Raw genomic sequence first — 16,990 nt, 5'->3', positions numbered from 1 at the left:
TCTGCACCGGCTGGCATATAATGCGGATGAGCTAGCAGGTTGCCGTCATGAGTATATTGAGCCACGACGAAATTACTCGCTTAACACCGCAGGAGCGCCTGGCGCTCATCGAACAGTTGTGGGACAGTCTCGATGAAACTGCACTACCTTTGCCTGCAAGCCAGCAAACCGAGTTGGCAAGCCGTTTGGACACGCTTGAGCAAGACCGCACGCGAGCTGTGAATTGGGAGCAACTGCAAGCCTTGATGGCACAGCGCTGTCCTTGAGCAAGCCAGTTCTTTTTACACCAATCGCCGTCGAGGAATTACTCGAAGCCCAAGACTGGTACGAAAGCCAGTTGCCCGGCCTTGGTACACGGTTTCGGAACACTGTCGATACCACTGTTGCCAGCATTGCTGCACAGCCTATGCGTTATCCAATCGTGTTCCAAGAAATCGTACATCGGGCGCTACTACGGCCCTTTCCCTATAGCCTGTTCTTTTGTATCGAACCCGATATAGTGCTGGTTATCGCCTGCTTTCATACCAGACGTGACCCAAAACAGTGGCAGCAACGCATATAGGCAATGGGGGAGGGTGCAAAGAAGCAATGCAACAGCCTAACTCTCCTCCTCCATCTGCACTTCGAGTTGGCCAATTTTAGAGCGCAGGCGGTGGATCTCCTGCTGCATCTTCTGGCGCTGTTTGTCGAGTTCGCGCTGGCGCTGCTCGATCTCATCTTTGAGCATCGTGATCTGCTTGACCCCTTCGAGGTTGACCTTCAGCTCCTGGGTGAGGCGCTTGATGTAGAGCAGTTGCTCGACATCCCGCTCGGAGTAGAGCCGCGTCTCGCGTTCTTTGCCGTTTTTGCCCTCGCCACGGCCCGGCATCCGGTAAGGACGAATCAGCCCCGCACGCTCGTACTGGCGCAGGGTCTGCGGGTGCATTCCGACCAGCTCCGCCGCAACCGAAATAATATATACGGGCCGGTCTCTGGGATCATCGAAGTGAACCATGACTTGAGCCCCAACCTGGCATACGGGCTTATGCTAACACACTCAGATCCTCACCCGGAGCCCTAGAGCACGACCTGCAGCTGGGAGCCCTGGTGGCTCTTTTCGACTTCGATGCGCGACTGGAAGGCTTCTTTGAGTTCGTGGATATGGGTGATCACCAGAATACAGGCAAAGTCATCGGCAACCGCATTGATCGATTGCACCAGCCGTTCGCGCCCCTGCTGGTCCTGGGTGCCGAAGCCCTCGTCGATGATAAGCGTCTGCAAAGCAGCTCCGGAGCGGCGGGCCAGAAGGCGCGAGAGAGCAAGACGGATGGCAAAGTTGACCCGATAGGCTTCGCCGCCGGAGTAGGTTTCGTAGGGGCGGGTTCCACGGGCATCGGCGATCAAAATGTCGAGGGTGTCGATCAGTTTTTTGGCGTTTTTGGCGGCGCGCTGGGTGACGAACTGCACGTGCAATTGGCTGTCGGCGAGGCGAGCTAGAAGCCGATTGGTTTCGCTCTCCAGCTCCGGCAGGACGTTTTCGATAATTAAAGTCTGGATGCCATTTTTGCCGAAGGCGCGGCTCAGTTCCTTGTACAGTAGCTGCTGGCGCTGGGCATCCTCCAGTTCGCGCTGCTGCTGGGTTGTCTGAGATTCGATCTGGGCTATCTGCACCAGACGCTGGTGGGCCGCTCCCAGTTCGCTCAGTTGCTCTTCCTGGCGGGCGCGGCTGGTGCGTTCTTCTAGCTGCCACAGAACGATGGCCTCGCTCGGGTCGGCCAGATCCGCCAGTTCGCGCTGCTGGATCTGGCGCTGCTGCTGGAGGGAGGCGAGCTGCTCACTGCTGTCTTGCCAGGCTTTTTTGGCCTCCTGGAGAATGGAGCGCTCCTCGGGGTAGCGGTTGCGGGCTTTGATCAGTTCAGCGTGGCGGCTCAGCCAGTGCTGGTGTTCGGAGACCTGCTTGCGCACATTTTGATGGGCGTTGAAGTCGTAACCCAGGGCGTTCAGTTGCTGGTGGATCGTGGCGAGTTGGGCGCGCAGATCCTGGGCATAGTCGTGGGTGGCAAGTTCGGTGTGCAGGGTGCCGCAGGTGGCCTCAAGGGCAGGAATCTCACTCTCCAGTTGGGCAAGCTGGCGCTGGGCGCGGGCCAGCTCGCTCGCCTTGATTTCGGCCCAGCGCCAGCGATCGACCTCGGCGCGGGCCATGGCGTGATCTTTTTCGTCGTAGCCCACCAGCTGCATCTGCTGCAGCAGTTCGGCGTGGCGCTTTTTAAGGTCGTGGGCGTAATCGCCGCGCTCAAGCTGGGTCCCGATCTCCTGAATTTCGGAGCGCAACTGCTGGATCTGGGTGCGGTGGGCCTCGATCGTGGTGAGCTGCAGCCGCAGTTGGGCCTGCTGCTGCAACAGCGACGGCAACTGCTCCAGTTCGCGCACCAGTTCGGCGTATTCGCCCCGCAGCACGCGCACCTCGTGCTCGGCGGTGCTGATCTGGTGGGTCAGCAGCACCAGTTGATCGTCGATCTCGGCGTGCAGTTGCTGGTGCTGCTCGCGCAGTTGCTGGCGGTGCTCGCCGTCGAGGGGACCACCGCAGAGGGGACAGGCGCTCTCACCCTCGGCAGCGAGGAGCTGGGTCTTCTCGGCCAGTTGTTCGAGTTCCTTGCGCAGCCGCTCCTGCTGGAGCTTGAGGCGGCCCTCGAACTCGCGGCGCTCGAGCCCCTTTTCGGCTACCCGCTGCTGGTAGACCCGTTTTTTTTCGAGCTGTTCGATCTTTTCGCTGACTTTTTGATAGGTCTGCTCGTGGAAGGCGCGGCGGCCCATCTCCTGCTGCAACTGGCGCAGTTGTTGCTCGCGCACGGCGATCTGGGCGGCCAGATCGCTGTAGGCGCGGTGGATGTCCTTTTCGATCTGGTCCTTTTCGCCGTTGAGCGGAAAAAACTCGCGCTGGCGCTGGTCGTAGCCATTCAGCACCTCGCGGGCGCGGGCCAGATCCGCCAGGCCCTGCTCGATCTTGGCGGCGTCTTTTAAGGTGGCCTGGGCCTCGCCCCGCTGCAGCAGCAGTGTGTCGAGCCGACTTTTTTGGGCCTGCAATTGCAGTTCGCGCTGGTGGCGCGCTTCGTCGAGCCGGCGCTCCAGTTCGGTGCGCTTTTCGCTGAGGTCCTTGTGGCTTTTGCTGCGCTCGCTCAGCGCCGCCTCCTCGGCGTGCAGTTGCTGGTAGCGGGCACAGCCCTGGGCAATCTGGCCTTCCTGGGCCAGGAGCACCTCCAGTTCCTGCACCGTGCGCGCCTGACGCTCAAGCTGGGTATGCTGGCGGCTGAGGGCGGTGCTCAACTGCTGAATTTGCTGCTCCAATCGCACCAGTTGCTGCTGAAATTGCTCGCGGGCGCGGGCCTGGGCATTAAAGAACTTCAGGCGCTCTTCGATCTCTGTGTGCCGCTCGCGCAACTGCTCCAGGTCGGCGGCGATGGCGTTGCGGCGCGCTTCGAGTTGGGAGCGCTCGGCGATGGCGAGGCGACTGCGCTGCAGGGATTCTTTGAGCATCTGGACGCGGGTGGCAAAGTGCTTTTCGTGCTCTTTGCTGCGCTCGCACAGTTGCTCGTAGCGGTTGAGGCTCAAAATCTCGACGAGCACTTCCTTGCGCTCGGCGGGACGCTTGATCGTAAATTCGTCGGCTCGGCCCTGGCGCAGGTAGGCCGAGTTGATGAACGTCTCGTAGTCCATCTTCAGGACTTCGTTGATCGCCTCCTGGGTAGCGCGCATCGACTGGCGGGTGAGGGTGCGAAAGCCGCCCCCGTCGCCTACTTGAAATTCGAGGCTGCTCGCCTTGGCCAGCAGGCGGGTACGGATGATCCGAAAAAGCTGCCCCTCGCAGCGAAAGCTCAGATCCACCCGCGCCTCGGTCGCCCCCCGCCTTACTACATCGTCATCCGATTCGGCCCGCGACTTGCCCCAGAGCACCCAGGTAAGCGCCTCCAACAAAGACGACTTGCCTGCACCGTTGACGCCGCAGATGCAGGCGGTGTGCATACCCGAAAAGTCGAGGTGCCCGTCGCGGTAGCTAAGAAAATTGCTGAGGCTGAGCTGCAGAGGAATCATTGCGACATTCGTCCATGTCTTCTGCCCTGACTCTACCCTGGGACGGCCATTTTCGGAAGGCGGGGGCGCACTCTAGCGCGGATAGGGCACCGGCAGTGGCACAGCGGAGGGATAGGGACCGGTGTAGGTCGTGCTCGGATAGGGATACCCGCCTGGATAGGTGCCCGGATACGGAGTTGGATAGGTGGTCGGATAGGGAACGGCCTGGGGATAGGGGTAGCCGTAGCCGCCCTGGTAGACGGGCGATGGGCCGACAGGACTCGCCGGGTACATCGTCGTGGGCGTCGGAGCGGCGTTGGGCAGTATCGTCGTCCCCGGCTGCATCCCGGCAGGCAGTTCGGTATCGGGCACATCGAGATCGACGTCGGCCAGAAACTGGACATTCAGGCTCTGCAGCGGCGAGAGATTGGTCTGCAGCACACTGGGAATCTTGCGATCGAGGATTTCTTCTTGCTCGCCGGTCGATTGGTTGACCGCCCCCAGCTGCTGGATCGCGCCGAAGATGCCGCCGACTGCCCCGAGGGCCGCCCCGGCCCGGTAGGCTCCCCAATTGCCGCCGATCGCCCCAATCGCATTGCCTGCTGACCCGGCGATCGAGGAGGTCGCTGCCCCCTGGACAGCGCCGCGCCGCTCGCGGACGCCGGACTTGGCCAGATCTTTGCTGTCTTGAATTGTCTGCAGGCTGGTCGGATCGGCGATCAGCTTGCCCTGGACCGGCGCGCTCACCGCCTGGATCTTGTAAATTCTGTTGTTGATCACCATCGTGTCGAAGGTGAAGTTGCCGGAAGTGTCGTCGATGCGGGAGAGCTTGCCCAGAAGGGCTGAGCCGTTGGGCAGGTTGACGGTGCCCATCTTGCCGGAGACGGGAATCGATACTTGCTTGCCCTCCTCGACAGGCAGGGCGGCGGTCGGTCCACCGGCCATGAACATGACGATCAAGTTACCGGCGGTGCCCGCCGGGATCTTCTGCAATCCGGTGCGCAACTGTGGAATAGCATTGCTGGGCGGTGCTTTGCTGCTCGTGCCCGTCGGCCTCGGTGCAGCCTTGAGTAGCTGCGGCGCGGCACCGGCAATCCCGGCGACGGCAAACCAGACCGGCAGAGCGACACACACTGAGCGGAGAATGTAGCGGTTCATATAGAGCGTCTCCAGGTGATAAATACCAGCGCGCACGGCCATGCGGAAGGACATGCGTGCTAAAACTAGCACCACCGGTTCCAATTCGCAAGTCTGGACAATTTGACTCAGATAGACGCTGCCTTCGCCTGGATCTCGAAGCGCCAGAAGTCCTCTGCCAGAAGCACATTCGGGAAGATCGCCTCCGCCTCGGCGCGGATGGCCGCCGGACAGTTTTCGTAGCGCGGACTGAAGTGGGTGAGGATGAGCTGTCCCACCCGCGCCTCAGAAGCGACCTGGGCCGCCATCGCCGCCGTCGAGTGCAGGGCGCGCTCCGCCAGGTTCAACTCACTGGTCAAAAAAGTCGCCTCGTGGACGAGCACATCGGCATTGAGCGCCAGCTCGACCGCCTGCCGGGTGTAGATCGTGTCCGAGCAGTAGGTCAACTTGCGGCCCCTGCGGGCCGGACCGACCAGCGTGCGGCCATCGATGACCCGTCCGTCCGCCAGGGTAATGCTCTGGCCCGATTTGAGCTGGCCGTAGAGGGGACCAAAAGGAACCCCCAGGGCGGCAGCCCGCTCGGCGTCGAAGTGGCCCGGCTGGTCGTCCTCGATCACGCTGTAGCCAAAGGCCGGGATGCGGTGCTTGAGGCTGTTGGCGAGCACGGTGAAGCCGTCGCTGCTTGCGATGAGCCCCGGCTCGACGGTCTGAAAGTGAATCGGATAGTTGATGTGGGTGTCGCTGTAGCGGAGGGTGGCCTTGACGTACTCCTGCAATCCCGGCGGGCCGTAGAGCGTCACCGGGGTCGTACCCGCCCCACCCAGAGCGCGGCTCGCGAGCAGGCCCACCGTGCCAAAGAGGTGATCGCCGTGCAGGTGGGTAAAAAAAATCTTCTCAAGCTGGCTCAACCTGAGGGGCGTGCGCAGCACCTGATGCTGGGTGCCCTCGCCGCAGTCAAACAGCCACAGGCTACTGCGCTGCGGCAACTGCAGGGCAATTGCCGTCACGTTGCGCGCCAGGGTCGGTGTGCCGCTGCTGGTGCCTAAAAAAGTAAGGAGCATACATCTTTTGTAGCTTTTCTGTCCTCTCCGGTGCCCTGGAAGACAATTTCTGGCGTCCGGCAGCCGGTGGCACTCCATATTTAGCGTCCCTCCAGGTACGATGAGCGAAGTTGCGAGAAGCGGAGCATGGAGACTCCCCTGCTCAAAGAAGCCCTGCACCGCTCGTGCTGGGTACAGGTGCTCGTCGATGCGCCGGTGCGCGAGCGCACCTACACCTACAGGCTGGCAGCGGACATGGCTGCCGCCGAGGGCGATATCGTCTGCGTGCCCTTCGGCGGTCAGTCGGTGGGCGGGATTGTCGTCGGTTGCCTCGAAGAGTTGCCCGCCGGATTGGACGCTCAGCGGCTCAAGACCGTCGAGGCGGTGCTGGGATCTGGGTTCTTTCCGGCCACGCTCTGGCCCTTGCTGGTGCGGGTGGCGGAGTACTACCTCACGCCCCTGAGCCGGGTAATCGAGGCGGCCCTGCCGCCGGGGATCTTGAGTCGGGCGCGCCGCCGGTTGCGCTTGGTTCGTCCAGTCAGCCCGATGGCGGAGTGGGGCCTGAGCACCGGGGCAAAAGCGGCGCTTCAGTTTTTAGAGGCCCAAAAAAGCAGTGACCTCAGCTGGCGCTTCTGCGTCCAGCAACTGCCGGAGGGCCAGCAGGCGCTCAAAGAACTGCTGGCGCGCGGGCTCATCGAAAGTTATTTTGCCGCCGGTGAACGGGTCCGGCCCCGCACCCGCCAGTACGTCGCCCTTACCGGCGGCCCGAGCGGCCTCACTCCCCGGCAGCGCGAGGTGATCCACTGCCTCAGACGGCTGGGCGGCGAGGCGAGCGTCGAGCAACTGGTGGAGGCGGCGCACACGACCCGCTCGCTTATCCAGAACCTCGACAGGCTCGGGCACCTGCGCCTCTTCGAGCGCCAGGTGTTCCGCTCTGCCCACCACGCCGTTCCCGCCGATGCACCCAAGATCCTCACACCGCCCCAGCAGTGGGTGCTCGAAAAGTTGAACACTGCTCCGCCGGGGCCGGTGCTCTTAGAAGGGGTGACGGGTTCGGGCAAGACCGAGGTGTACCTGCAGGCGATTGCCCCGGTGCTGGCGCGGGGCGAGTCGGCCCTGGTGCTGGTGCCTGAGATTGGCCTCACCCCCCAGTTGGGCGATCGCTTCCGGGCACGCTTTGGCGAGCAGGTGCAGATCTATCACTCGGCCCTGTCGGAGGGCGAGCGCTTTGACGGCTGGCGGCGGATGCTCACCGGCGAGCCGCAGGTCGTCGTCGGTACCCGCTCGGCGATCTTTGCGCCGCTGCCCAGGCTGGGGCTTATCGTGCTCGACGAAGAGCACGATGGCTCCTACAAGCAGGACCGGCCCGCCCCCTGCTACCACGCCCGCACCGTCGCCCTCTGGCGCGCTGAGTTGTGCGGCTGCCCGCTGCTTTTAGGCTCCGCCACACCGGATCTGGCCAGTTTTAGAGCTGCTGCCGAAGGGCAGTACCTGCACCTGCAGATGAACGAGCGGGTGGCACAGCGGCCCTTACCGGCGGTCGAAGTGGTCGATATGCGCGAAGAATTGGATCGGGGCAACCTCACCCCCTTTAGCCGCACGCTGCAGCAGGCGCTCCAGCAGATGCACGCCGCCGGTCGCCAGGGAATTTTATTTATCAACCGGCGGGGCTACAGCACCTTCGTGCTCTGCCGCAGCTGCGGCGAGACGCTGCGCTGTCCCAACTGCGCCGTCTCGCTCACCTACCACCGCCTCGAAAGCGGCGAGCACCTGCGCTGCCACTACTGCAACTATGGCCGTCCCCAACCGCGCCACTGTCCCCACTGCCGCTCGCCCAACCTGCGCTACTTCGGAGCCGGTACCCAGCGCATCGCCGCCCAGTTGGCCGAACAGTTCCCGGCCCTGCGCGTCCTGCGCTTCGACCGCGACACCACCGCCCGCAAAGATGGCCACAGAGCGATCATCGAACAGTTCGCCCGCCAGCAGGCCGATATTCTCGTGGGCACCCAGATGCTCACCAAGGGCCTGGACCTGCCCCAGGTGACACTGGTAGGGATTCTGGCCGCCGATGGCCTCCTCAATCAACCGGATTTTCGAGCCGGTGAGCGGGCCTTTCAACTGCTTACCCAGGTGGCGGGCCGGGCGGGGCGGGGCGAGGAGCCGGGCCGGGTGATCCTCCAGACCTACGCTCCGGAGCATCCAGTGGTTCAGGCGGCGAGTGGCCACGACTACCGCCGCTTTGCAACGAGTGAACTGACTGAGCGCCGGGCACTGGGTTATCCGCCCTACGAACAGCTCATCTGTTTGCAGATAACGGGCAGCGAGCAGCAGTGGGTGATCGCCGCCGCCGAAGCGCTCGCGACGATGCTCGAAGGCGATGGAGCCTTTGAAGGGCAGCTGCTTGGACCTGCGCCCTGTACGGTCGAGCGCGTGGCGAATCGCTACCGCTGGCAACTGCTGATAAAAAATACCGCCGCTGCCGCCGGACGGGCGCGCCTGCAAGATCTGCTCGCCCTCTACGCAACACCTCCTGGCATCGGCGTCAGCGTCGATGTCGATCCGCTGCGGCTGCTCTAGCGCAAAAAAAGGCTGGGGCTGCAAGTTCTGCAGCCCCAGCCAGGATGCGGGTGCGGTTGTCTTGAAGGTGACTAACTACTGCCAGACAGCGCCTTAGCGGCAGGCAGCGCTCAAAGCAGCGGTCGGGGTGCCCGCGTAGGGGGTGCTGTCGGTGTAGGGCTCAGAGGCACGGGGTCCGCTCTCGTCGTTGTCCGGGTTGAAGCGGGGGTTATCGATGCACACCTTGGGCTGACCGGCACTGAAGACGATGCCGCTGCCGGCGGCTACCTTCTCCTGCTCGCTCGGGGCACTCGTCGTCACCGAGGAGGCAGCGGCAGCATCGGTCGGCTCAGCGACGCCGTAGCTCAGCGACTTGCCGGTGGCAGGGGTGGTCGCCTGCTGGGTCGCGGACGGCGAAGCAGCATTGACGCTGTAGAGGCGGGGCTTGACCTGGTTCTGCAGGTCGATCACCTCGGAGATCGTCTTGCCAGGAATCTGCGTGCGCACGGACTTGTCGCGGACGTAGGTGCTGGAGCGCTCCCACAGCTGGGCCGGACGGCTCAGGCCCGAGGCGGTGGCGACGCTATCGGCGGCTGCTGGAACAGCCGGGGCAATCAGGGCAACACCAAGCAACGCGCTGACAATCAAACGGTTCATAACAGCCTCCTTTGGAGAATCTTCGTGCCTGCGTCCTGCAGGCTTAATTCTGAGTTTCACAACATTTTGTGAAGCGTGCATTAAACATTCATGAGAAGTTCCTTACCTTCTGTAAAGCTTGTTGTAATCATCGCTCAGCTTTCTTTACAGATGCTTTGAGCGGGTATTTTTCTACGATCAACCGACCGAATCGCCGTCATCAATGGGATGAAAGGTGCCTAAAAGCAAGATGAGAAGTCTCTCATCTTATAAAGAAATAATTTGGATTATCATCAAAGTTGAAGAGAGATGAATCGGCCTCTACGATCTGGCGGAGCAGGAAGGAACCTGTCTCTGCACCTGCAGGTTCTGTGGAATCGGTTCACAGTTGCACCTTTTTGAGAGAGCGATCGTGGGCGTGCAGCGAGATCTGCGTTCTGGCAAGAGTTTCTGGCTGATGATTAGAAGTTTCTGTCAGAAACTGCTGACGGGTGTGCGCACGCGCATTCTGGCCTGGTATGTAGTTCTGATCGCCCTGTGCGGTCTGATATCGATCCTGGCGGTGCGCGAAATTTTATTTTTGCAGCTGCAGGAACGGCTGGAGCAGTCGCTGGAGCGGGAGGCCGCCCAGATGCAGCTGCTGGCCAAAAACCGGAGCCGCAATCAGTCTGCTGCCCAGGTATTTGATCGCTACTTTGAGCGCTATATTGCCCACGACAACGAATTTACCCTCGCCTTTATCGGCGGACGGCTTTACCGGACGATGCCCGAGGCGTTTCCCGGTTCGCTGCGCGCCAGTGGAGCGCTGGTGGATTACTGGGGACGGCTGCAGCTCCAGGAAGAGGGAACGCGCAGCAGTTCGATGGGCGAAAAATTTCTCTATATCTCCGTGCCGCTACAGTTCGAGGGCCGCCTGCAGGGCACGCTGGTCGTCGCCTACTGCATCTCCTGCGAGCGCCAGGAAGTCGAAAGGTCTGTCCAGCTCGTCGCCCAGGTGTTTCTGGCGGTGATGGTCCTTGCTTCTACCCTCGCCTGGATTACCGCCGGTCGGGTGCTCGCCCCCCTCAGGCTCCTGGCGGAGACGGCCCACAGCATCAGCGAGACGGACCTGACACAGCGCCTTGCCATCGACGATCCCGGCGAACTCGGGGAGCTGGCCCTTACGTTTAACCAGATGCTCGACCGGCTCGAAAACGCCTTTGCCAGCCAGCGGCAGTTCATCAGCGACGCTGGCCACGAGTTGCGCACGCCGATTACGATCATCCGGGGCCACCTTGAGTTGATGGGCGACGACCCGGCGGAGCGGGCCGAGACGATGGCCCTGGTGCAGGACGAACTCGACCGGATCAATCGCTTCGTCGAGGATCTGTTGTTGCTGGCTAAGGCGGAGCGGCCCGATTTTTTGTTTCTCGAACTCGTCGATATCGGCGATCTGACCGACGAGCTGTTGGCCAAAGCGCGGGCACTGGCACCGCGCCGCTGGTGCATCGAGGCGCAGGGCAGCGGCCAGGTCGTCGCCGACCGCCAGCGGTTGACCCAGGCCGTGATGAACCTGGCCCAGAACGCCGTCAAGCAGACGCGCCCCGGCGATCGCATCGCGATCGGTACGGCGCTGCGGGGTCGATGGGTACATGTGTGGGTGAGTGACAGTGGACCGGGCATCGCACCGGAGGACCACCAGCGCATCTTCGAGCGCTTCGAGCGCGGCAGTGCCAGCCACTACGAGGGCAGCGGCCTCGGCCTTGCGATCGTGCGCGCCATCGCTGCTGCCCACGGCGGCAGCGTGCAACTCGAAAGCGAGGTGGGCAAAGGAGCGACCTTCATCGTGATCGTGCCGCTCGATCCGCCGGGGCAGATTACCGACGATCTGCAGCCCCTCAGACACTAATCACACACAGGAGGTTCTGGTGAATCGCATTTTGATTGCCGAGGATGAGACGCGCATTGCCGACTTTTTAGAAAAGGGCCTGCGCGCCAGCGGTTTTACCACCACCGTTGTCCAGAATGGCCAGGAGGCCGTCCATCTGGCCTCAGGCGAACACTTCGACTTGATGATTCTCGATCTCGGCTTGCCGGGCAAGGACGGTCTGGCGGTGCTCGAGGAGCTGCGCGGGCGCGGCGAAAGGCTGCCGGTGATTATCCTCACCGCCCGCGACGATGTGAGCGATAAAGTTGCAGGTTTCGAGTCCGGGGCAGACGATTACGTGACCAAGCCCTTTCGCTTCGAGGAGTTGCTCGCCCGCGTGCGCGCCCGGCTGCGTCCGCCCACCCCTGGCTGGCAGAACGAGCAATTTAGCCTGAATTCCGGCGATATCAGCCTCGATCTGCGCACCCGCAGGGTGACGGTGAGTGGCCGCACCGTCGAGCTGTCGGCGCGCGAATTTACCCTGGCGGAGACCTTCCTGCGCCATCCGGGCCAGGTGATGAGCCGCGAACACCTGCTCAGCCGCGTCTGGGGCTACGACTACGACCCCGGCTCCAACATCGTCGATGTCTACGTCGGTTACCTGCGCCGCAAACTCAGTACCGACCGCATCGAAACCGTGCGCGGCATGGGCTATCGCCTGCGCCAGGCACGCATGTGAAGCTTCTCATCTTTTCTTCATGAACGCTTTACGAAGAATCTTGAAGATCGACGACAAGAGCGGATCGTTTCTCGCCCGCAAGGAGGCTCCGGCATGTTCCTGGAAAAGGTGGTGCCCTTGATGAGACCAGCTCACGACGCTGCAGATCTGCTCAGCGACTTCTGGCGCTCGGAGCAGCCGGGCAATCCTGGTCCCTACGGGCGGCTTTTGAGGCTATTGCGCCAGGACTGGCGGGATCTGGTGGCGATCGGCGCTTATACGCTGATTGTCGGCGTGCTCTCGCTGGCGGTGCCGCTGGCCGCTTCGGCGGTGGTCAACACGATCGCCACCGGCGTGCTGTTGCAGCCACTGGTGGTCCTGACGCTCATCGTCCTGGGCTGCCTCACCTTTGCCGGGCTATTGCAGTTGTTGCAGATGGTGATTGCCGAGCGGCTGCAGCAGCGGATCTTTGCCCGCATCGCCCTCAGGCTGGCAGCGCGTTTGCCTTTTGTGCGTCAGGCGGCGCTCGAAAATCGCTACGGACCGCAGCTGGTCAACCGCTTCTTCGATGTGGTCACCGCTCAGAAGACGCTTGCCAAGCTCCTGCTCACCGTCCCGGCAGCAGCGCTCTCGATTCTGGTGGGGCTATTGCTGCTGGCGGTCTACAGCCCCTATCTGCTCGCCTTCAACCTCGCGTTTATTCTTTTTGTCGGCTTTGTCTGGTTGGGCCTGGGGGTAGGCGGACTCGAATCGAGCCTCAAGGAATCCTCGGGCAAGTACCGGGTGGCGGAGTGGCTGGAGGAGCTGGGGCGCTGCCAGACCGGCTTCAAGGTGAGTGGGGTCTCCGGTTTTGCCCTCGAACGCGCCGACGCGCTGGTGCTCGATTATATCCAGGCGCGCCGCAGCCACTTTCGGGTGCTCTTCCGCCAGGCGGTGGGCAGTTACCTGTTTCGGGCGGTGGCCAACGCCGGTATTCTCGCCATCGGCGGCTGGCTTGTGATCGGTGGCCAGCTGACGCTGGGCCAGCTGGTGGCGGCGGAACTGGTGGTGCTCACGGTGCTCTCCGCCCAGGAGAAGCTCATCCGCTCGCTCGAAGATCTCTACGATCTGCTCACCAGCCTCGAAAAGCTTGCCCAGGCCACCGATTTGCCCATCGAGCGGCGGGGGGGCCGCTCGATGCTGCACCGGCCAGGCGAGGGAGCGAGCGTCCACTGCCGCAACCTGCGCTTCGGCTACCGCCAGGGCATGGCGGTGCTCGACCAGCTCCACTTGAGCTTGAAACCCGGCGAGCGCGTCAGCCTCGTCGGCACCAGCGGGGCCGGCAAATCGACCCTGAGTGGGCTTTTGTGGGGGTTGCGCCAGCCGGACCAGGGCACTGTGAGCATCAATAGCGTCGAAGTGCGCGACGCCGACCTCGACGATCTGCGCCGGGTCGTGGGTCTGGTGGGCGACACCGACGATGAAATTTTTGAAGGCAGCATCGAGCAGAATATCGTGCTCGGGCGCTCTTTTATCCGCTACGAGGATGTCGTCTGGGCACTGGAAGTTTCGCAGTTGAGCGACGAACTTGCTAAGTTGCCGGAGGGTCTGCGCACCCAGCTCGTCAGCGGCGGGCGCAACCTCTCGCGCGGCCAGGCCCAGCGGCTGCTCATCGCCCGCGCCCTGGTGGCCCGCCCGCAGCTGTTGATCCTCGACGAAGCCTTTACCGGCATCGACGAGTGCGACAAGCTCGCCATCCTCGATCACATCTACAGCCGCTCCCACGGCTGGACGCTGCTCAACATCTCCCACGACCCGGAGGTGGTCACCCGCTCCGAGATCGTGCACGTGCTCGCCGATGGCCGGATCGTCGAATCCGGCAGCCCAGTTGAACTGAGCCGCCGCTCCACGAGCCGCTTTGCCGCCTTGTTCCCCAATCTGGCTATTTCTCTATGACCGGACTGCTGCCCGAACGCTACAAATCGCCTCCCCAGCTGCGCTCCCTGGGCCAACTGGTCTCGCCCGCACCTCTATTTGTCCTTGCCACCGTGCTCATTCTGCTCGTCGTAATGGTGGGTCTGGGCCTGGGGCTCATTCCCTGGCAGCAGTCGGTGGCGGGCAAGGGCAAGGTGATGGTCCTCTCGCCCATGCAGCGGCCCCAGGGAGTCGAGGCCCAGATTCCCGGCAGGCTGGTGCGCTGGCACGTCCGGGAGGGACAGGCAGTAAAAGCCAACACAGTTCTAGCTGAGCTGAGCGACCTCGATGCCAAGTTTCTCGATAGCGACCAGCTCACCCGCCTCCAGCAGCAGCGGCTGACTCTCGTGCGCAAGCGCGACGCCGCCCGGGGACGCATCGCGGAGCTGGCTGGTCAGATAGGCGCGATCGAGCAGTCGCGCAGCGTCGCCATTCCTACAGCCGGTGAGAAGGCCCGCCAGAGTGTAGACCGCCAGCGCTCCGCCCGCGAGGCACTCGCCGCCGCTGCTGCCAGCTACACCACCGCCGAACTCAACCGCAAGCGCCTGCAGGAACTGAACGCCAAAGGGCTGCGTTCCCGGCGCGATCTAGAGCTGGCAGAACTCGATTTTGAGCGCGCCCGCACCGAGCGCGAGCGGGCCCAGGCTGCCCTCGACGCAGCCCGGCGCGACGTATCGATTGGCAGGCTCGACCAGCAAAAAGTCGTCTTTGACACCGCTGCTTCCCTCGCCAGCACCCGCGCTTCCCTCGCCAGTGCCCGCGAGAGTCTGGCCACGATCGAGGGCGACATCCTCAAGCTCGAAGTCGATATCGCCAACCTGCGCGGTCGCAACCTGCAGCGCATCGTGCGCGCCCCCAGTGCCGGTGTGGTCGTGCGGTTGCTCAAAGTCGGCCCCGGCGAGACGGTCAAGGCAGGAGACGTGCTCGCCATCGTCGCTCCGGAGACGAACGACCGGGCAGTGGAGCTGTATCTTTCTGACAACGACGCGCCCCTGGTCGCCCCAGGGCGGCAGGTCCGGCTGCAGTTTGCCGGCTGGCCCGCCGTTCAGTTCGTCGGCTGGCCCTCCGTCGCCGTCGGTACTTTTGCGGGCCGGGTGGCGGTGATCGACGCCATCGACGACGGCAGCAGCCGCTACCGGGTGATCGTCGTGCCTGACCCGCAGGCGGTGCGCGAGCGGGGCGAGCAGCCCTGGCCCGGTGCCCAGTACCTGCGCCCCGGCACCGAGGCGACCGGCTGGATCATGCTCGATACCGTCTCCTTGGGTTTTGAGCTGTGGCGGCAATTTAATGCCTTTCCGCCCACCATCCAGGCCCAGCCCGTCAAGACCAAGACCAAGAGCTAGAACCACCTTTATGGCTTACCACCGCGCCATTCCCATCGCGGCTGTACTGAGCTGTCTGGCACTCCAGCCGGTTTGGGCCCAGCCGGAAACGCCCCAACCGCTCCAGCTCGAAGAAGTGCTCACCCGCGTCGAGCGGTACCATCCGAAGCTGCTCGGCACAAACCTCGAGCGGCGCATCGCTTCGGCCAAACGGCTCGAAAAGCAGGGAGCCTTCGACCCGGCCTTCACCGCCGCCAGCGAATATCTCGAATACAACAGCACCTCCAGCCGGGGCAGATTCGCCAGCGCGTTTCAAAACACCCTCAGCTTCGAATTTCCGACCCGCACCGGCATCAAGTACGCGGTCGGAGCGCGCTACAACATCGGCAACGTCAAGTCGCCCCTCTCCTCGACCGGCGACACCGGCGAATACTTCGTCGCCTTCTCGGTGCCGCTGTTGCGCGGCCTCGGCCTCAACGAAAAGGTCGTCGCCGAAAGGCAGGCCGAACTGGGCGAACCGCTCAGCGCTGCCCAGCTGGTGCAGACTCGCCAGCAGCTCAAGCTCAAGGCGGCCAGCAGCTACTGGGACTGGGTAGCAGCCGGGCGCAAGCTGCTGGTGGCCCGCCAGTTGCTCGCCCTCGCCCAACAGCGCGCCGAAGCGGTGGGCAACCGCATTGGTTCAGGCGATCTGCCTTCTATCGACGCCGTCGAAGCCAATCAAGAAGTGCAGTTGCGCCGGGGCGACCTGGTCAAAGCCGAGCGCGACGCCCAAAAAGAAGCGTTCAAACTCTCGCTCTATCTGTGGCAGGCGGACGGCAACCCGCCCCAGCCACCGGACATCTCCCGGCTGCCTGTCACTCTCGCAGAGCCGGTGGCTCTACCGGAAGGGATGATCGACACTGCCCAGCAGCAGGCGATTGAGCGACGTCCCGAATTGCAGCAGCTGCAGCTATTGCGCGAGAGCGCCCGGTTGGATCTGGCCCTCGCCGAAAACCAGCGCCTGCCGGGCATCGACCTCTACCTCAGCCCCGGCATCGACACCGGCACCAACTCGGTCGGAGCCACCTTCAAATTTGGGGTGGCGGTGAGCTTGCCCCTCGCCCAGCGCACCGCCGACGGTCTGATCGCCCAGGCACAGCTCAAGATGCAGAAGATCGACCTCGACTCGCTCGACGAGCGCCAGCGCATCCTCACCGACGTCGCCGACTCGGCGGCGGCTATCGACGCTGCCTACGAGCGCTACCGCAACGCCGAGCAGGAAGTACAGCTCGCTATCCAGCTGGAGCAGGGCGAGCGCGACCGCTTTGCCCTGGGCGACAGTACCCTGTTTTTGGTCAACCAGCGCGAGCGGGCCGCCGCTAGCGCCCGCACCCGGCAGATCGACGCCCAGGCCGATTACGAGCGGGCGCTGGCCACTTTTCGGGCGGCGACGGGGCAGTTTTGAAACAGGCTCAAAGCGCGGTTTTGGGCTGGAGTGGGGGAAGCAGATTTTGGGAGCTAATCGTTCTTTTGCTTTTTTGGGTACTTCTAAAACCGTCCCCACCCCTCCACACCCCCCCTGCCCCCCGCTCTCCTCCCCTGCCCCGCCGGGCAGAGGAGAAGAGGGGGGGTTCACTGTCACTGGGCTGCAGAGGGGATGGGTGAAGTCAGTTGCAGGCTTGTCTTCCCTTGTGGGAGAGGGGCTGGGGGTGAGGGGCCGCAGGGAAGGTCTTCCAAAAAAAGGGGGCCAACCGGC

At 63.2% G+C, this 16,990-nt stretch carries 13 protein-coding genes; 8 read left to right on the top strand and 5 right to left on the bottom strand.

Going from position 1 to position 16,990, the window contains the following annotated elements; all coding sequences use genetic code 11:
* Positions 1 to 47: 47 nt before the first annotated feature.
* Both GKIL_RS07525 and GKIL_RS25880 read left to right on the top strand, forming a co-directional pair.
* On the top strand, positions 48 to 266 hold the full coding sequence (locus GKIL_RS07525) for an addiction module protein (RefSeq protein WP_023172901.1): 219 nt from the start codon (positions 48 to 50) through the stop codon (positions 264 to 266).
* Complete coding sequence (locus GKIL_RS25880) at positions 224 to 562, top strand: type II toxin-antitoxin system RelE/ParE family toxin (protein WP_420841393.1); 339 nt, start codon at positions 224 to 226, stop codon at positions 560 to 562. The genes GKIL_RS07525 and GKIL_RS25880 overlap by 43 nt, the downstream gene beginning before the upstream one ends.
* A gap of 36 nt (positions 563 to 598) precedes the next feature.
* Here the strand turns inward: GKIL_RS25880 and GKIL_RS07520 are convergent, their stop codons facing one another.
* The 4 genes from GKIL_RS07520 to rnz form a co-directional block, all read right to left on the bottom strand.
* Positions 599 to 994 (bottom strand): MerR family transcriptional regulator, encoded by a 396-nt coding sequence (locus tag GKIL_RS07520; protein ID WP_023172899.1) that lies wholly within the window; start codon positions 992 to 994, stop codon positions 599 to 601.
* A gap of 62 nt (positions 995 to 1,056) precedes the next feature.
* The gene (locus GKIL_RS07515; protein WP_023172898.1) at positions 1,057 to 4,068 is read right to left on the bottom strand and encodes an AAA family ATPase; all 3,012 of its coding nucleotides are present in this window, start codon (positions 4,066 to 4,068) and stop codon (positions 1,057 to 1,059) included.
* Positions 4,069 to 4,140: 72 nt separating this feature from the next.
* Complete coding sequence (locus GKIL_RS07510) at positions 4,141 to 5,259, bottom strand: hypothetical protein (RefSeq protein ID WP_041243802.1); 1,119 nt, start codon at positions 5,257 to 5,259, stop codon at positions 4,141 to 4,143.
* Positions 5,260 to 5,312: 53 nt separating this feature from the next.
* Positions 5,313 to 6,245: a ribonuclease Z gene (gene rnz / locus GKIL_RS07505; protein WP_041243801.1), complete on the bottom strand. Its 933-nt coding sequence runs from the start codon at positions 6,243 to 6,245 to the stop codon at positions 5,313 to 5,315.
* 126 nt (positions 6,246 to 6,371) lie between these two features.
* On the opposite strand from rnz, the gene priA reads away from it, so the two are divergent.
* Positions 6,372 to 8,801 carry a primosomal protein N' gene (gene priA / locus GKIL_RS07500; RefSeq protein ID WP_023172895.1) on the top strand — a complete coding sequence of 810 codons (2,430 nt, stop codon included), beginning with the start codon at positions 6,372 to 6,374 and terminating at the stop codon, positions 8,799 to 8,801.
* A gap of 93 nt (positions 8,802 to 8,894) precedes the next feature.
* On the opposite strand, the gene GKIL_RS24650 is transcribed toward priA, so the two are convergent.
* A complete protein-coding gene (locus GKIL_RS24650) occupies positions 8,895 to 9,437 on the bottom strand; it encodes a hypothetical protein (protein ID WP_023172894.1) in 543 nt (180 codons plus the stop codon).
* A 391-nt stretch (positions 9,438 to 9,828) separates the two neighbouring features.
* On the opposite strand from GKIL_RS24650, the gene GKIL_RS07490 reads away from it, so the two are divergent.
* The 5 genes from GKIL_RS07490 to GKIL_RS07470 all read left to right on the top strand — a co-directional run bounded on the left by GKIL_RS07490 (position 9,829) and on the right by GKIL_RS07470 (position 16,699).
* On the top strand, positions 9,829 to 11,304 hold the full coding sequence (locus GKIL_RS07490; protein WP_245595908.1) for a sensor histidine kinase: 1,476 nt from the start codon (positions 9,829 to 9,831) through the stop codon (positions 11,302 to 11,304).
* A gap of 19 nt (positions 11,305 to 11,323) precedes the next feature.
* Positions 11,324 to 12,001: a response regulator transcription factor gene (locus GKIL_RS07485; RefSeq protein WP_023172891.1), complete on the top strand. Its 678-nt coding sequence runs from the start codon at positions 11,324 to 11,326 to the stop codon at positions 11,999 to 12,001.
* Between the two features lie 93 nt (positions 12,002 to 12,094).
* A complete protein-coding gene (locus GKIL_RS07480; protein WP_023172890.1) occupies positions 12,095 to 13,915 on the top strand; it encodes a peptidase domain-containing ABC transporter in 1,821 nt (606 codons plus the stop codon).
* Positions 13,912 to 15,276 carry an HlyD family secretion protein gene (locus tag GKIL_RS07475; RefSeq protein ID WP_023172889.1) on the top strand — a complete coding sequence of 455 codons (1,365 nt, stop codon included), beginning with the start codon at positions 13,912 to 13,914 and terminating at the stop codon, positions 15,274 to 15,276. Before GKIL_RS07480 ends, GKIL_RS07475 begins: the two co-directional genes overlap by 4 nt.
* Positions 15,277 to 15,286: 10 nt before the next feature.
* Positions 15,287 to 16,699 (top strand): TolC family protein, encoded by a 1,413-nt coding sequence (locus GKIL_RS07470; protein WP_023172887.1) that lies wholly within the window; start codon positions 15,287 to 15,289, stop codon positions 16,697 to 16,699.
* Positions 16,700 to 16,990: the final 291 nt, after the last annotated feature.

The sequence above is a fragment of the Gloeobacter kilaueensis JS1 genome (genome assembly GCF_000484535.1).
GTDB classification, from domain to species: Bacteria; Cyanobacteriota; Cyanobacteriia; order Gloeobacterales; family Gloeobacteraceae; genus Gloeobacter; species Gloeobacter kilaueensis.
This window is presented reverse-complemented; position numbering and strand designations above follow the sequence as displayed.

Bases quoted from the DNA above. Each gene is read 5' to 3' on its own strand.
- GKIL_RS07510 (WP_041243802.1), bottom strand. From the start codon at position 5,259: ATGTCCTTCCGCATGGCCGTGCGCGCTGGTATTTATCACCTGGAGACG.
- GKIL_RS07480 (WP_023172890.1), top strand. From the start codon at position 12,095: ATGTTCCTGGAAAAGGTGGTGCCCTTGATGAGACCAGCTCACGACGCT.
- GKIL_RS07475 (WP_023172889.1), top strand. From the start codon at position 13,912: ATGACCGGACTGCTGCCCGAACGCTACAAATCGCCTCCCCAGCTGCGC.
- GKIL_RS07515 (WP_023172898.1), bottom strand. From the start codon at position 4,068: ATGATTCCTCTGCAGCTCAGCCTCAGCAATTTTCTTAGCTACCGCGAC.
- GKIL_RS24650 (WP_023172894.1), bottom strand. From the start codon at position 9,437: ATGAACCGTTTGATTGTCAGCGCGTTGCTTGGTGTTGCCCTGATTGCC.
- priA (WP_023172895.1), top strand. From the start codon at position 6,372: ATGGAGACTCCCCTGCTCAAAGAAGCCCTGCACCGCTCGTGCTGGGTA.
- rnz (WP_041243801.1), bottom strand. From the start codon at position 6,245: ATGCTCCTTACTTTTTTAGGCACCAGCAGCGGCACACCGACCCTGGCG.
- GKIL_RS07470 (WP_023172887.1), top strand. From the start codon at position 15,287: ATGGCTTACCACCGCGCCATTCCCATCGCGGCTGTACTGAGCTGTCTG.
- GKIL_RS07520 (WP_023172899.1), bottom strand. From the start codon at position 994: ATGGTTCACTTCGATGATCCCAGAGACCGGCCCGTATATATTATTTCG.
- GKIL_RS07525 (WP_023172901.1), top strand. From the start codon at position 48: ATGAGTATATTGAGCCACGACGAAATTACTCGCTTAACACCGCAGGAG.